The organism is Pseudoalteromonas sp. C2R02 (genome assembly GCF_018860845.1).
Classification (GTDB): Bacteria; Pseudomonadota; Gammaproteobacteria; order Enterobacterales; family Alteromonadaceae; genus Pseudoalteromonas.
On record NZ_JAHKQC010000008.1, the window covers coordinates 22901 to 39953 of the forward strand.

11 protein-coding genes are annotated in these 17053 nt (G+C 36.3%); 2 read left to right on the forward strand and 9 right to left on the reverse strand.

Annotated features, from left to right (window positions below):
- Positions 1-310: 310 nt before the first annotated feature.
- On the reverse strand, positions 311-3016 hold the full coding sequence (gene topA / locus KO527_RS00820) for a type I DNA topoisomerase (RefSeq protein ID WP_216038515.1): 2706 nt from the start codon (positions 3014-3016) through the stop codon (positions 311-313).
- A 216-nt stretch (positions 3017-3232) separates the two neighbouring features.
- A complete protein-coding gene (locus tag KO527_RS00825; protein ID WP_216038516.1) occupies positions 3233-6586 on the reverse strand; it encodes a hypothetical protein in 3354 nt (1117 codons plus the stop codon).
- Between the two features lie 192 nt (positions 6587-6778).
- Between KO527_RS00825 and KO527_RS00830 the strand changes: the two genes are divergently transcribed.
- A complete protein-coding gene (locus KO527_RS00830; RefSeq protein WP_216038517.1) occupies positions 6779-8122 on the forward strand; it encodes a dicarboxylate/amino acid:cation symporter in 1344 nt (447 codons plus the stop codon).
- Positions 8123-8205: 83 nt separating this feature from the next.
- On the opposite strand, the gene sohB is transcribed toward KO527_RS00830, so the two are convergent.
- Together sohB and KO527_RS00840 are read right to left on the reverse strand one after the other, a co-directional pair.
- On the reverse strand, positions 8206-9225 hold the full coding sequence (gene sohB, locus KO527_RS00835; RefSeq protein ID WP_216038518.1) for a protease SohB: 1020 nt from the start codon (positions 9223-9225) through the stop codon (positions 8206-8208).
- Positions 9226-9363: 138 nt separating this feature from the next.
- Positions 9364-11793 carry a VolA/Pla-1 family phospholipase gene (locus tag KO527_RS00840; protein ID WP_216038519.1) on the reverse strand — a complete coding sequence of 810 codons (2430 nt, stop codon included), beginning with the start codon at positions 11791-11793 and terminating at the stop codon, positions 9364-9366.
- 244 nt (positions 11794-12037) lie between these two features.
- Here KO527_RS00840 and KO527_RS00845 point away from each other — a divergent pair, with 244 nt between their 5' ends.
- Positions 12038-12775, forward strand: coding sequence for a YciK family oxidoreductase (locus KO527_RS00845; RefSeq protein WP_216038520.1), 738 nt, complete (start codon positions 12038-12040; stop codon positions 12773-12775).
- A gap of 80 nt (positions 12776-12855) precedes the next feature.
- On the opposite strand, the gene rluB is transcribed toward KO527_RS00845, so the two are convergent.
- The 5 genes from rluB to KO527_RS00870 all read right to left on the reverse strand — a co-directional run bounded on the left by rluB (position 12856) and on the right by KO527_RS00870 (position 16769).
- Positions 12856-13743, reverse strand: a complete 888-nt coding sequence (gene rluB, locus KO527_RS00850) for a 23S rRNA pseudouridine(2605) synthase RluB (RefSeq protein ID WP_042145149.1) — start codon at positions 13741-13743, stop codon at positions 12856-12858.
- Between the two features lie 88 nt (positions 13744-13831).
- Entirely contained in the window at positions 13832-14395 is a 564-nt protein-coding gene (gene scpB / locus KO527_RS00855) for an SMC-Scp complex subunit ScpB (protein WP_216038521.1), read from the reverse strand.
- 82 nt (positions 14396-14477) lie between these two features.
- On the reverse strand, positions 14478-15221 hold the full coding sequence (locus KO527_RS00860) for a ScpA family protein (RefSeq protein ID WP_216038604.1): 744 nt from the start codon (positions 15219-15221) through the stop codon (positions 14478-14480).
- A gap of 47 nt (positions 15222-15268) precedes the next feature.
- Positions 15269-15889 carry an L-threonylcarbamoyladenylate synthase gene (locus KO527_RS00865; RefSeq protein ID WP_216038522.1) on the reverse strand — a complete coding sequence of 207 codons (621 nt, stop codon included), beginning with the start codon at positions 15887-15889 and terminating at the stop codon, positions 15269-15271.
- Between the two features lie 46 nt (positions 15890-15935).
- Positions 15936-16769 (reverse strand): PHP domain-containing protein, encoded by an 834-nt coding sequence (locus KO527_RS00870; RefSeq protein ID WP_216038523.1) that lies wholly within the window; start codon positions 16767-16769, stop codon positions 15936-15938.
- Positions 16770-17053: the final 284 nt, after the last annotated feature.

Genomic DNA, 17053 nt, shown 5'->3' on the forward strand with positions numbered 1-17053 from the left:
AGGCTAAACTTAAGTACCTATATCCATATAGGCAAGGTGCTGGAATGAGCAATAGCGGCCTATTGGGATTAAAGAGCTTTATGGTTCCAGACTAAACCTAAGTACCTGCATCCATGCAGGCACAACACAGCTATTGTATATTTAGACCATTTAGATTGATCACATATTTATTGGAATTGATATTATACAAAACTCCGATATTCAACCATTAGAATAGAGCGTAATCCATATTAGTCGATTTTAGATTGTGATCAAAAAAGCCATATTGATTTAAGCAATATGGCTTTTATACAACAAAATTAAAGGTATTTTAACTCTCTTTTTTAGCCGCTTCTTTTTTCTTAGCCGGTGATTTTTTCTTTGCCGGGGCTTTCTTTTTAGCTGGAGCTTTTTTAGCTTTGGCTTCTTCTACCCATTTATCATCAACAAATTTGGCAGTCCATCCCGTCGCTTTACCATCAATTTCAGTCATTACATACTGAGATTTAGCTTTACGACTAAAGCGTACTACAGCTTCATTTCCATCAGGATCTTTAGCTGGGGCGTCTGCCAAATAATAGAATTTAGAAGAAATACGATCTCTAAACTTTTGAAGTTCAGAAACTTTTGGAGCTCTTGTTTCTCTTGATTTAGGGAAGCTAGATGCTGCCATAAATATACCTGCGGCACCATCTCGTAAAACAAAATAAGCATCTGATTTTTCACATGGTAATTCAGTTAAATGAACAGGATCTTCTTTAGGTGGCGCTGCTTCACCACTTTTAAGCAATTTACGAGTATTTTTACACTCTTCATTAGTACAACCGAAATACTTACCAAATCGACCTGATTTCAATTGCATATCATTGCCGCATTTATCGCATTCTATTAAAGGGCCATCATAGCCTTTAATCTTAAATGTACCTTGCTCTACAATAACACCATCACATCCTGGGTTATTACCACAAACGTGTAACTTTCGAGTCTCATCTATTAAATATGAGTCCATTGCAGTTTCACATTTAGGACAACGCTTCATTTGACGTAAACTTTCAGTTTCAGCCTCATCAGAGTCGACAGCAATAGCTTCATCACCAGAGACTAAATTCATGGTTTGAGTACAACGCTCTTTTGGTGGCAAGCTATACCCAGTACAACCTAAGAATACACCTGTTGAAGCGGTACGTATGCCCATTTTGCGTTCACAAGTAGGACAGTCGATATCGGTTTCAACCATTTCATTCAATCTCATGCCACCTTCATCTTCTTCTTTTGAAGCGACTGAAAGTTGTTCTGAGAAATTAGCATAAAACTTATCAAGTACTTGAGTCCAAATACGCTCACCCTCAGCGATGTCATCAAGTCTACCTTCCATTTTAGCTGTGAAATCAAAGTTTAGTAAATCAGTGAAATTCTCAACTAATCTATCATTAACAATCTCACCCATTTTCTCAGCAAAGAAACGTTTGTTCTCTACTCGTACATAACCACGGTCTTGAATTGTAGAGATGATAGCAGCGTAAGTTGAAGGACGTCCAATCCCACGTTTTTCAAGTTCTTTAACTAAGCTTGCTTCACCAAATCTGGCAGTAGGTTTAGTGAAATGTTGAACAGGATCAAGTTTAGTTAAATTTAACTTATCTCCAATCTCAACTGCAGGTAAGGCTTGTTCTTCTTCATTCTTTTTACGTACTGAAGGCTGAACTTGTGTCCAACCAGCAAATTTAAGTACGCGACCTTTCACTTTCAGCTCATATCCTGCTGCTTCTACTGTAATAGTCGTTAAATCATATTGTGCGGGTGTCATTTGACATGCAACAAATTGTCGCCAAATTAATTCATAAAGTCTTTTTGCATCGGCTTCCATACCATCTAAATGTCCAGAAAGCACTTCAACATTTGACGGACGAACAGCTTCATGCGCTTCTTGTGCATTTCCTTTAGAGCTATAATTAATTGCATCCTCAGGTAAGTAATTAGAACCAAAATTCGATTCTATATATTCACGACACTTACCAACTGCTTCTTGAGATAAATTTGTAGAGTCGGTACGCATATAGGTAATATGGCCCGCTTCGTATAATCTCTGAGCCATCATCATGGTCTTTTTAACACCAAAGCCTAAGCGTGTACTTGCAGCTTGTTGCATAGTAGATGTGATAAATGGCGCGCTTGGTTTACTTTTACTAGGCTTTTTATCATTAGCTTTAACAATAAAGTCAGCTTTTTTAAGTGCATCAACTGCGATTTGCGTTTGTGCTTCTGTTACTGGTTTAAATGCTTTTGCATTAAATTTAGTAACAGCTAAACGTAATGCATCTTCTTTTGAAGTTACATCAGCATGTAAATCCCAAAACTCTTCAGGAATAAAAGCTTTAATTTCACGCTCTCGCTCGACCAATAAACGCACAGCTACAGATTGCACACGACCTGCAGATAATCCTCTAGCTACTTTCTGCCAAAGTAAAGGGGATACCATAAAACCAACCACACGGTCTAAAAACCTTCTGGCTTGTTGAGCGTATACCATATCGGTATTAAGCTCTCCAGGGGCTTCAAAAGCTTGTTGTATGGCATTTTTTGTTATTTCATTAAATACAACACGTTTATATTTTTCTGGCTCACCACCAATAATTTCTTGAAGATGCCATGCAATAGCTTCCCCTTCTCTATCCAAATCGGTTGCGAGATAGATAGTGTCGGCGGTTTCAGCTAGTTTTTGTAATTCTTGTACTACTTTTTCTTTACCTGGTAATACTTCGTAATGCGGCTTCCATCCTTTTTCAGGATCAATCCCCATTCTTGTTACCAAGTTTTTATAATCTCTTTTCTTTTTATAGGCTGCTTTTTCTTCTGCACCCATTTTGCGAACCTCAGCAGGCGTTTTTGTAGCAGTAGTTTTCTTTTTGCCTGAACCTGAAGTAGGAAGATCGCGAACATGTCCAACACTGGACTTAACAACAAAGTTCTTGCCTAAATATTTATTTATTGTTTTAGCCTTTGCTGGAGACTCTACAATTACTAACGATTTGCCCATGAGAACCTATATGTGAACAATAATTATTCAAAAGTTAAATTAATACCCTATTAGGGCTGTATTATTAAAGGTATATCCATAAAGTGCCAGTGTTACAAGAAAAAAATTAAAAAAAATTGAATAAGCGCCTTAATTTGTTAGTTTTTTAACCATTTAGTTATTTTTCAATCAAAAAAAAGGCTCCATATAGGAGCCTTATGATTTTAATAAGATTAATTATCTATCATCTAATATAGTTAAAGCAGGAAGTGTAATATTTCCTTTTGGAGTTGTAATTTTAGCTTCAACTACACCCGCTAAGCTTTTATTACCTGTCCCCTCTCTAACAACACTAAAACCATAAACTTGTGGAGTTGTACTAGTTGTATTACCAACTACATCATCTGTAGGTCCAGAATACTCACCATTGCCCGCACTAAAAGTAATGGTAGTACCTTGCGGCATAGGATTATTGTAAATATCAGTAAAGTAGAAGAATACACTCATTCCTGTTAAACCTTGATCAACGTCAGGTGTCAGAGGATCACTATCATCATCTACCATAACAGCAGAAATATCTATAGACATCACATCACAAAAATCAGTAAACTCAGATTCCTCTAAGATTAAAGTAGTAGTACTACTACAATCAGCAGTCACTCCAGCAGAGTTTTTACTAACCATAAATCTTGAATATGCAGTACTACCAGACATCACTATTTCAAAGTTTCTACGTACGTCAATTAATTCTTTATTACATTTACCATCCGCTTCAGCTGCTTCAGTACAAAGTAATCCATTAAATTTACCATCGGCTAAATCATGTTGACCATTAACATTTATATCGGAGAAATACGCTTCACCGTGACCGCCATCGGTATTAATTGGATCACAAGCATCTCCTTCAGAGCCTTCAACTTCATTACAACTAGCTGCAGTTCGAGTACCATTTTCATTATTATCTATAAATGCTTCAGGTAAATCATAGCTATAATAGTATTCTCCAGAATCAAAAAGACCATTCGAGTTTAAATCAACAAAAGATTCTTCACCTTTTGAAATCGCAAGTAGCGTAGAACGTCCGCCTAAAGGAACACCATCATCAAAGAAAGCAGCATTTCTAATGCCATTTAAACAAGGTGCCCAAGCTCCATTATATAAGTCACAGTTTCTTGTGGCTTCTAAAACTACTGCATTTAGTTGTGAATTTAGTACTGCCTTAATCTCATCATGAGTTGGTTCTGCATTACCATTTGCAACTAAAAACGCTCTTTTAGCTTGATAAACTTGCTTAGGGTTATAATCTCCAACTCTATTGCCCCATTTCGTTTCATTAAATGGAATAGGGTTTTGACTTCTCCATTGTGCAACACATACTCCATCAACCGTTCTGCATTCAAGTTGAGGATTAAAAGAATCACCATCTATTGTACCTACAGCGCCGCCTTCAGTTGTAATATAAACTGCTGTACCGTCTGGGACAGGGTTATTAAACTGATCTGCAAGGTAAATACTTAAATCATCAATTACACCTGTATATTGTAACGCTTCAACATTAAGTATTTCAGGCGATGCGGTAAAACTATTATTATCAGGTAAACCAGTACTTATTGATAATAAATCAGAAACAGAAATAATTTGTTCATCTAAGCTAATTAAGTTTAATTCACCTGATGGGCAATAGTTCGGTCTTGCATCTCCCGTTAATTGGCAAGCATCATAAACTTCTTTCCAACATGTTACGTCATCAAGTTGTGATGCCGGTATTTGATCATCTGGTATGTAACAAGCATGAACTCTGATAGCCATAGGTATATACCCAGAGTTAACTTGAACTTGTGCAAAGCCATCACTATCAGTATCAGCTGAGTTACTTGATAAACTAATCCCACCATTTTCAGATGATAATTTAAAGTCTAAACGAGATTGAGTAGATGGTAGGCCTAGACTATCAATTAATTTAAATGTAACTTGCGAGTTCTCTGTTCTGCCTTGGCCGCCAGTGCCTTTTAATGCTAAAACTGTATTTGTAACGTTATCAAAAACAATAGACGCAACTGGTGCCGCAGATACAGGAATCACAGTTTCTTTTATGACAACCGAACCACCCGTTGAAACACTCGCACGAACCGTATCACCTTGACTCAGATCACAGCCCGCAGTTTTATATGTAGCTGTTGCGATTCCGCCTGTACTTGTTACTTTATCATCTAAGATAGACTTACCACTTTGGCTACAACCCGAAGAAAACTCAACTTCTAATGGAGTTTTAATCAACGCATTTTCACTATCAAGGATTTTTACTGTTATAACTGTAGTTGAACCTGCTGCTAAAGGAATAAACTCATTTTCAATCGGAACACCATCTGCATCTAATTTATTTGGTAAACCATTATCGATTGTCATCGATATTTCAGCAACGCTTGCTGAAAATGCAGTTAATTTACTTACGCCTTTTGCTGAAACAGTCACCTCACCAGCACCACCATCAACATCAGGTTGTAATTTTAATAAGGCAATACCTTGCTGATCTGTTAATGCAGCTCCTGATTCTGGAAGTAAGCGACCAGAAGTAGTCTCTGATGCGACTAAAATATTACTAAAGCCATCACCAGTATTTGTATCTGAAATCTTAGCAAAAATATCGACCAGCTCATCTGATGCAAAACGATTAACAACTTCACATCCAGTATCTGGAGATGTTGGGTCTAGTTCAACATTATCTCTATTATCATCCCAACCAGGATTACAATTGATTAATAATTTAACTTGTATTTCAGCAATAGCAGAATCAATTGGAGCGCCGTCACCCGAAGAGTAAAAAACAGCTTCATTTACAAGTTCAGAACCATTTACAGGAGCGTACTTCGCTATCACTTTACCTGCACCTTTAAAGTTTCCAGAGGCTAAATCAATTCTTGCGATACCTTGTGAATCTGTAATAGCAGTACCAGGTACGCTTGGTTTTATTTCACCTGTAAATTCAGTTGAAAAAGAAACTAAAACATTTGCAATAGCCACATCGTCTTCTGTAATTTTCGCACTTACTATGCCTTCATTATCAGATGTAATTGGATTATCTTGTGTAAAAGCATCACCGTTACTATCTGCTACAGAAACTTCTAATTTAAACGCACCTTCTTCGCCACCAGAATCGCCGTCATCACCCTTACTTGTAAATACATGTGTAACAGTAACAGTATCGTTATCAGCAGTTGTATAACTTGCTGAAACAGTGCCACCACCTGCAACTGTACCTGCTAGTAGAGCAATTTCAGCATTACCATTGTTATTTGTTTGGGCTGTACCTGATGTTGGATTTAATACACCTATGCCTTGCTCACCGATAGTAAAAGTGATTAATTGATTGCCAAATACGTTGCCATTTTTAGTTAAGTTCGCAATAAGCTTTCCTGGTACCACTTTTGATACCTCACTTATTCCATCACCTCCATCCGCACTGACCAAGGTCACTACCAATTCATATTTATCTGAAGAACCGCCTCCTGGACTTTCTAGACTACCACCACCGCCACATGCGGTTATTGCTATGCTTATCAGCATGATGCAAAAAAATCGGATTAAAGGCATTTACCTCTCCCTAGCTTGTTATAATTAGAGTTATTTACCATATATTAACCTATAAATTACAGATTTCCATTAAGTAATTGGTGCAAAACACATATTAATTACATATTTTAAAAAAAATTATCTATATTAACTGTAATAAATCTAATTGGCTGGTAGTCTATACGGCTTTTAACACGATTGAGTTTTCACGACATGACAAATGAGTTACACAATAATAAGTCACTCTCTCTCACCTCTCGTATTCTAATAGGTTTAATCCTAGGTTTACTCGTTGGTTCCATTTTTAAATGGATCATTGGTGATCAAGATGATGTATATTTTTCTTTAGGCTTTTTTGATTTAGCAATTAAAGGGTTCTTTGTTGATGGTTTATTAACCATAGGCGGAGCGATATTCGTTGCAAGTTTAAAAATGTTAGTTGTACCTTTAGTTTTTGTATCCTTAGTATGTGGTACTTGTAACTTAAGCGACCCTAGCAAATTAGGACGATTAGGCGGTAAATCAATTGGGCTTTATTTATTAACAACTGCAATTGCTATTACGATTGCAATTAGCTTAGCTAGCTTAGTAAATTTTGATAAAATACCTGGCCTTCAAACATCTGCTGAATATGCAGCAAAAGAAGCGCCTTCATTGGCTAATGTAATTATTAATATGTTTCCAACCAATCCTATTTCAGCAATGGCTGAAGGCAATATGCTTCAAGTAATTGTATTTGCATTATTGTTTGGTATTGCTATGACATTAAGTGGTGAGCCGGGAAAACGTTTAACAAATACATTTAATGATTTAAACGATGTAATTTTAAAATTAGTCACGATTTTAATGAACTTAGCGCCTATTGGTGTTTTCTGTCTGATTGCTAAACTATTTTCATCTATTGATTACGATGCTATTTATGAGCTTGTAAAATACTTCTTTGTTGTACTGATTGCCTTATTTATTCATGCACTTGTTGTATACCCTACTTTGTTAAAATCAATTACAGGGTTAAGCCCGATCACTTTCCTAACAAAAATGAAAGCGAATGCTTTATTTGCATTTAGTACTTCTAGTTCAAGTGCCACTATGCCAGTTACTTTAGAAACGGCGACTAAAAAACTAGGCGCTAAAAACTCTGTAGCTTCATTTACAGTGCCATTAGGTGCCACTATCAATATGGACGGTACTGCTATCATGCAAGGTGTTGCTACTGTATTTATTGCACAAATATTTGCAGTAGATTTAACAACATCTGATTACTTAATGGTAATATTGACAGCAACGTTAGCATCAGTAGGTACAGCAGGTGTACCAGGTGTGGGTTTGATCATGCTAGCTATGGTGCTAAACCAAGTTGGTTTACCGGTCGAAGGCATCGCAATCATTATGGGTGTTGATAGGTTATTAGATATGACAAGAACCGCAGTTAATGTAACGGGTGATTGTATGGTAACTTGTGTTGTCGCAAAAACAGAAGGTGAACTTGATGAAGACATTTTCTACGATAAACACGCTGGTGAAAAGCTTGAAGAAATGAACTTTCAGAAGAAGTAATTCTTTTTAGAGACAAGTTAATTATGTTCATAAAAAAGGCCTAGTTAAAAAACTAGGCCTTTTTTATATCTAGAATCTGCATCTTATTTTGCAATAAAAGAGGTTCTAACTTTTGAATAAATTGCAATAAAAACGCGCTCTAATGAGCAGCTTAATCCAATTGCAAACTTTTCACTTAAAGGTTTTTTGATTGCAAATTTCACTTTGTATATTTGGTTATCTTTATTATGTGATAATAAAATATCATCACTGGTCGATAGCTCATCAACTAAACCTTTTTCAAGTGCCGTAGTACCAAACCAATGCTCACCTGTCGCTACTGATGGTAAATCAAGGCTGGGTCTATGAACATTTATAAAGTCTTTAAATAACTCATGTGTCTCTTCAATTTCTTCTGAGAACTTCTCTCTTGCTTTATCTGTATTTTCACCAAATAGAGTGAGTGTACGTTTAAATTCTCCAGCTGTGATTTGCTCAAAATCAATATCATTTTTCTTTAATATTTTATTAAAGTTAGGTATTTGCGCAATCACGCCAATAGAGCCTATAATCGCAAATGGTGCACTAACGAGCCTATCTGCAATACATGCCATCATATAACCACCACTGGCAGCAACTTTATCAACACAGATTGTTAAATTTAAATTAGCATCTTTTATTCTTTGTAATTGTGATGCAGCTAAACCATAACCATGTACTACGCCACCGCCACTTTCAAGTCTGAGTAACACTTTGTCTTCTTTTGGCTTAGCTATCATTAAAATAGCGGTAATTTCTTCTCTTAAGCTATCAACTTCATGGGCATCCATACTGCCATTAAAATCTAAAACATATAAATTAGGTTTATTATCCCCTTCATTTTCTTTAGCGAGTTTTTTTTGTTCTTTGTTGTATTTCTTTAAATCATCTTTATTTAATGTATCTTGTAAAAATTGCTCTTTAAAAGTATCTAATTGCTCTGATAAATCATCTAATTCAATTTCACCACGTTTAGTTTTCGGCTTATGAGCTGCACCTGCAATTAATGCGATAATCGCGCCAATAGCGACAACAAATGTTAAAGTTTTTGCAAAAAATAAACCGTATTCGTATAAAAATTCCAAAATTAAAAATCCTACTTTTTTAAATTACCGTGAATTTATCATGTTATTCAAACATAACAAATAGTAAGGCTATATATTAAATTTTAGGTATAAAAAAAACCCGGATAAATCCGAGTTTTTTTTTTATAAAACTAAATATTAGTCTTGTTTTACAATTTCAGTGTCTTTTATGTAAATCATATGACCATTAGATGAAATGTAATTAACCATTTGCGATTGCATTTCACTAAATGCTCTTAGTGCTGTCATTGCATCTGGTGAATCACTTTGACCTGGGTTGATTAATGATGAATGATGACCTGCTGTCATACGTACAACACCTGATACCGGCATTTGTTGATCAACTAACGTCGCACCAACACCATTTAGTCCTAATAAAGCAATTAAAGGCTCTGTTCCTGAAACTGGAGAAGATGGTACAACATTAGGTAAAACTTGGTCTGGTAAATTATCACCACCATCACCTACCACTTCTTGTACAAGCAATGGTGTTTGAGTTGCTTTCAAAATTGCAGCAAAGTTCATTGGGTCACCATCATCTACTGCCATTTGGAATGCCGTAGCGGCTTCTACCATTAATCCAGCTAACGCAGCTGCATCTTCAGGAGATAAAGTTGTTTGATAAGTACCATAAGTTTGAATTAAGAAGCCTAAGAAAACAGCACCGTCAGCAGGTGTTAATCCACCAGCATTTTGTTCAGCAAAATAAGCTTGGAAACCAGCGTCACCTCCATAGGCTAATACTGATTGTAATAATGGTGCGAAGGTATTAGATTCAATAATTGCACCAAAACCTAAACCTTGCATTGGCACAGACAATGTCGCAGCTTGCACTTTAAACATATCGTTGACTTGATCTGGCTGACCTGCAACAGGCGAGTTCGCCATCGCTAAGAATGGTGCCCCACCGATAGAGCCTAATGAAATACCTGTAAAGTAAACTTTAGATTTGTCGATATCTGCGCCATTTAAGAAATTTAAACCAAAACGTAAACCTAATAAGTCAATAATTGCTTGTTTACCATTTGATGATGTTGTCGTATAACTTTGAAGATTAATGTAATCCAGTGGATTTACTGAAGCATCGATATTTTTATTACCATCACCCGTTAAATCAAAACCACGAGAGTTAAATAACGGATAATCAATTGCCACACTTGCGATACCAAATAACGAAAGCATTGCAGTTGTCGTAAGCATATCTTCTTTCTTAGATGGAATACCATGCTGCAAAATGACAACAGGCCAACCGCCTTCTGGTTTAACTAAAGGCGGTAAACCTAATCCAGGTCTAATAGCATTGGCAACATTAACATCTGGTGTTGTCATCTGAACATCAATGTCTTGAAAGCTATTTATTTTTGGAATTGGATTAAATTTAGTTAAATTACGTTCAGTATCTAAGTTTGCCAATACCGGGTTTTCAGAAGTACTGAAATCACGTAAGCCAAAAGACATACAAATCGCATCATTTGTACTAATTGGTGCTTCAGGAATTAATTCTGGATAAGCAGCAGTTAACCCTGCAAGTGCAGCTCCTGAATCACATAGTGCATTCATCCACGTGTTTAAAGGTGCCATAGGATTTTCTACACTTGGCGTATGTAAGTAATACGGTAAACTTACACTGCCTCGTAAATAATTAGCTGAGCTGTATAAAGCAATACTTTGTGCATCACTCGGATCAAGCGCCCCAGCACCCACTAATACATCAGCAACTGACATAGTCGTATCTTGTACATTTATCACAGGCATTGGCACAATCGGAGTAGCTGAAAGCCCAGATAGTAAAAGTTGCTTAGCAACACTTGTCACTTGACCTACAGATTGCGTTGTCATTGCCATAGAATAAATAATGTTTTCTTTAGCAATTCCTTGAGTCGAAATCACTGACTCAAAGCTATTAATTAACCCTTGCAACTGTAATTGCGCATCTGTAATTAAAGGTAAAGTATTGATATCTTGCTTAACTAAATTATAACTTGATGAACCATCAACCGCACTACCCGTGCTATCTTTTAAATTATTTGTAAGCGTCAATAAGTACGTTGTAGCTGCTTTAAGTGGTTTAAGCGGAATAACAGCAACATTGTCACCACTTACTTTAGTGACATAATCAACACCAAAAGTTAACTCACCAACAATTTTACAACCAGCACCTTGTGGTAAAGGGTTACAATCCGCATCCTTTAAGTCTCCACCCATGATAGCTTCGTAAATATGTATAGAATCAGGGCTCTGTACACTTGCAGCATCTAAAGTCACACCTTGTGGTAAATCAATAGCAAGTGTAAAAGCTGTATTTGTTGACCAACCATCTAAACGACTTACGGCAGTTAAAGGGTCCGCAATATTAGCAGGATCTTTTACTGGGATATTTAAAGTGCCATCAGTAGTACCCTGAAACAATAAATCATTTGGGATTGATAATACACCAGCTGATGGATCAAAAATAACAGTAGATGCAGGAATGACAACTACAGCGTCTTTTTTAACTTCTTCTAGACTTTCTCCACCACACCCTAACAATGCAGCTGATATAGCCATTCCGAGTAGCATTTTTTTCATTTTTAGCTCCGTTTTCACTTTGTTCTTTTTATTTGAATTCTTGCAATTACACTTGTAAATAAGTTGTATAAATTCATTAATGAGACATTAGACCAGTTAAATTTAACGTAAACAATCTTTTTTCGCTACTTAAATTTGAATAAAAACTTCAACTTCTCGTTTTATCAACAAATTCCTATGGTAAAATAGCCATAATTTAATATTTTAAGTCCAGTAATGGCTTAGTTGTATCAAGGATTTTTCAATGAAAGACTACCAAGCAAATGTAAACGCACTAAAAGATAAAGTAATTTTAGTTACTGGGGCGGGCGATGGTATTGGCCGTGTTGCAGCCATCAACTATGCAAAACATGGTGCTACAGTTATTTTACTTGGTAAAACAGTTGCTAAACTAGAATGTGTTTATGATGAAATCGTTTCATTAGGCGGCCCAAAACCAGCAATCGTACCGCTTGACTTAAAAGGTGCAACTAAGCAAAACTACCGTGACTTAGCATCTACAATTGAAAATGAATTTGGTCAATTAGATGGTTTATTAAATAATGCTGGCGTTTTAGGTTCGCTAGGTCCACTAGAGTTTTTCTGTGTATCAACATTTGAAAAGATAATGAAAGTAAATGTCACTGCACAAGCTGTACTGACTAAATACATGTTCCCTATATTACGTAAATCAGATAATGCTTCTATCATCTTCACAACATCAAGTGTTGGACGTAAAGGTCGTGCACATTGGGGCCCATATGCAATATCAAAATTTGCAGTTGAAGGCATGATGCAAACTTGGGCTGATGAAGTTGAAAAAACAAATATTAGAGTAAATTGCATTAATCCTGGTGCAACATTAACGCAAATGCGTGATGCAGCTTATCCAGGTGAAGATAAATCAAAATTAGCCACGCCAGAATCATTAATGCCAACATACCTATATATGATGAGCGATGATTCGGTAGGTACTAATGGCCAATCGGTAGATGCCCAATAATTCTAATCCCATTTTTTAATAGCAAAAAGCCCGAGCAATGTCGGGCTTTAAAATAACTCATATTCAATACTTAAAATATATTATTTCTTTCTTTTCTTCTGTACTTGCTTAGCACGTGTTTGATGCTTTTTAACTGCTTTTCTAATACGCTGATTTTTAGCACGCTTCTCGCTGCGTTTTTCAGGCATTACAGATAATTTAGTTTCAGTTTCGTTTGGTAATTGAACTGACTTTCTAAAATAGTTTACATCTTCTAACGCTAACTCTTCCCAACCACCTTGCGGTAACTTTGGGTTAAGAGACAAACTACCGTAACGAACACGGATCAATCGTGATACGTCAACGCCTTGAGATTGCCATAAGCGTCTTACTTCACGATTTCGACCTTCTGTTAGTAATACATTATACCAACGATTTATGCCTTCACCTGGACGAGGCGTAATTTTTAAAAACTTCGCCATGCCATCTTCAAGTTCAACACCCGTTGTTAATGTTTTTAATGTCGTTGTTTCAACTTCACCAAATACACGCACCGCATATTCACGTTCAATTTCATAGCTTGGACGCATTAAGCGATTAGCTAATTCACCATCATTAGTGAACAATAATAAACCCGATGTATTTACATCTAATCGACCAACTGCAATCCAACGTTCGCCATCTAATCGAGGTAAACGGTCAAATACAGTTGGACGTCCTTCAGGATCTTTACGTGTACATAACTCACCTTCAGGTTTGTTATACATTAAAACACGGCAAACACGGTTTTCTTCAGCTTCAATTTTAACGACATGGCCATCAAGTCTAATTTGTTGATTCGGACCAACACGATCACCTAATTTTGAAACTTTACCATCAACACTAACACGACCTGCTTCAATTACTTTTTCCATCTCGCGGCGTGAGCCTTTTCCGGCACGGGCTAATACTTTTTGTAACTTTTCATCGCTTACGATTGATTCACTCATTTACTATTCGCTCTTTATTTAATAGGGTTTACCCTATTAGTTGTATCTTCTCAGATAGATATATACGTTTATTATATCAGGTAACAGCTTAAGATATCATTTGATTTATTTTACTTTCTTGCTGCTCAGGCAACGATGGCAAATTATCTAAGCCCTCAAGAGAGAAATAATCTAAAAATGCAGCTGTTGTTGCATATAACGCCGGACGACCAGGCACTTCTTTATGGCCAACGCCCTTAACCCAGCCCCGCTCTAATAATGTTTTAATAATATGACTGCTAACCGCCACGCCTCTCACCTGCTCAATTTCTCCACGGGTAATAGGTTGCCTATAAGCAATTAAACTTAACGTCTCTAACAATGCCCTTGAATATTTAGGCGTTTTATCTTGAAATAACTTACCTAACCAGGGACTTAAATTTTTACTTGCTTGAAACCGATATCCAGAACCCACTTTTACAAGCTGAATACCTCTGGTTGAGTAATGGTCTTCTATCACTTCCAAACATTCTTTAATTCTTTTCAGAGAAACATTAAACTCTTCTAATACTGTTTCTTTTAATACCATGCGCGATACAGGTTTTCCTGCAACAAATATAGCAGCTTCAATAATTTCGACCAATTGCTCATCAGAAATTCTTTTCTCACCCAATTTAAGCTACTCATTCATGACATAATTATAACGGCGTATTATGCCTGCTTTATCTTAGATAATCGAAATATTTATATTAATTTTATCTGATCAATTGCACATGAATATGTGCTCTAGGCTCTGACTGTACACATTCAATTAAACGCTCTTTAATTAACTCTAAAATAGCGATAAAACTCACAACAACGCCACTACGCCCTTCACTCAACTCAAACAGTTCACTAAACTCAACAAACTCAGATGTTTCACTTAGTTGCTGCAAAATTTTACTCATTCTTTCACGCGTTGATAACGTTTCAGCTGATATATGATGATGCGTGTAGTTTTTAGCCCTAGCCATAATATCGCCTAATGCCAATAATATATCTTTCATATCAACATTGGGTAATAAAGTGTCAGGTATGGTTTTATTGGGTATTAAAGCTTTAGCAACAAAAATATCACGCTCTAATCTGGGAATTTCATCAAGGTTTTCTGCTGCGGTTTTAAATTGCTCATATTCTTTTAAACGTTTTATAAGCTCAACTCTTGGATCAACATCTTCTTCTTCAAGTTCTTTATGAACAGGTAACAGTAATCTGGATTTAATTTGTGTGAGCAGAGCTGCCATTACTAAATATTCTGCCGCCAGCTCCAGTTTTAAATCTTTCATTAGCTCAACGTAGGCAACATATTGCTTAGTGATGGTATGAACCGATAACTCTAAAATATCTAGCTTATGTTTTTTGATCAAATACAGTAATAAATCTAACGGGCCCTCAAAAGTTTCTAAAATCACTTCAAGGGCATCAGGAGGAATATATAAATCAGCTGGTTTTTTAACCATTGCCTTACCATTCAATAAGGCTAATGGTTGGATTTGTACTTCAGATGTCACTCAAAAACACTCACATCACCTGAGCCTTCACGGATAATATTCACCGTATCTTCAGAAAAATCAATCACACTTGTCGGGTGCTCAGATAAAAAGCCACCATGAATAATCAAATCTACATGTTTTTCTAATTTAAAACGTATCTCTTCAGGGTCTGACTCAGTATGCTCTTGTCCAGGTAAAATAAGTGAGCAAGACATCAAAGGCTCACCTAACTCTTCAAGCAAAGCTAGCGTTATTTCACATTGTGGAACACGTATACCAATTGTTTTTTTCTTATCATTTAATAAACGTTTAGGGACCTCTTTAGTGCCTTTAAAAATAAAGGTATAAGGCCCTGGCGTATTATTTTTGATAACTCTAAACAAAGAGTTATCTACCCTTGCATAGCTTGCAAGTTCTGATAAATCACGACACATCAAAGTAAAGTTATGATGTTTTTCTAATCCACGAATTTTTTCAATTCGTTCCATTGATTTTTTATTACCTATACAACACCCTATTGCATAGCCAGAATCGGTTGGGTAAATAATAACCCCACCTTGGTGTATTATTTCAATTGCTTGACGGATCAATCTAACTTGCGGATTTTCTGGATGTATATGAAAAAACTGACTCATAATATTCCTTATTTTTACTAACAAAGCGTCATAAAACGCTGCTATATTATACTGCCCAGTCTTGCCATACTGGTGTACAATCCTTTGGTAAATATAGGTTCTTTCCAAGCTCAAGCCAAGTCATAGGGAAATGAAAATCAGATCCTTGTGAACATAACAGGCCATACTCTCGGCTTAAAGCACCTAAAAACTGGCGTTCTGTTGGCGCTTGTTGCGGTTGAGCGACTTCCATACCATCGCCACCATCAGCTTTAAAATCAGATAATAACTGTCGTAACCATTTATTAGACATTTTGTATCGCCCAGGATGTGCAACAACAGCCTGACCCCCAGCTGCTTGTATAGCTTCAATTGCAGTTTTCATATCACACCAAGTACTTGGTGTGTAACCTGTCTTACCTCGAGCTAAATACTTTTTAAATACCCCTTGGATATTTTTAGCCTTACCTTGATTAACTAAATACTGAGCAAAGTGCGCTCTGGTAATATGTGCATCACCTGCTAAATCTTTTGCCCCTTGGTAGGCATCAACAATACCGGCTTTTTCCAGACGTCGCCCTATTTCAAGTGCTCTGGCGTCTCTTTTTTGCTTTTGTTCACTGACTAGATTTAATAACTCAGTCGATTGAGCATCCAAATTAAGACCTACAATATGGATCTCGAAACTGTGCCAGCGAGTTGATATTTCAATACCATTAATAAGCTTTATATCTAAGTTATTTTGATTAATATGCTCATGAGCAATAGGTAACGCATCTAATGTATCGTGATCTGTGATCGCAAATATATCGATTCCTTTTTCTACGGCTCTGTCTATTAATTCTTCAGGAGATAGTCGACCATCAGAACATGTTGTATGGCTATGTAAATCGTACTTCATTTGAGCTACTTTAAATTTAGCGCTGGGATATGCGGAAAGTATACCAATTTCAGCATTATAAAACGAACATACATATGATATTTACGGTATTTATAACAATATATTTTTGTTATCTACAATCGGTTATATAAATTCAAGATAAAATTCTTGACAAGAATATACAATTTGAGCTCTACTATAGCTACTTAAATAAAGGTACATATTAATGACAAACTCAGTTCATACATTTAAAGTAAATACACTAAATATTATTTGGTGGTGGCACTCGTAATTTTCGGGTGATG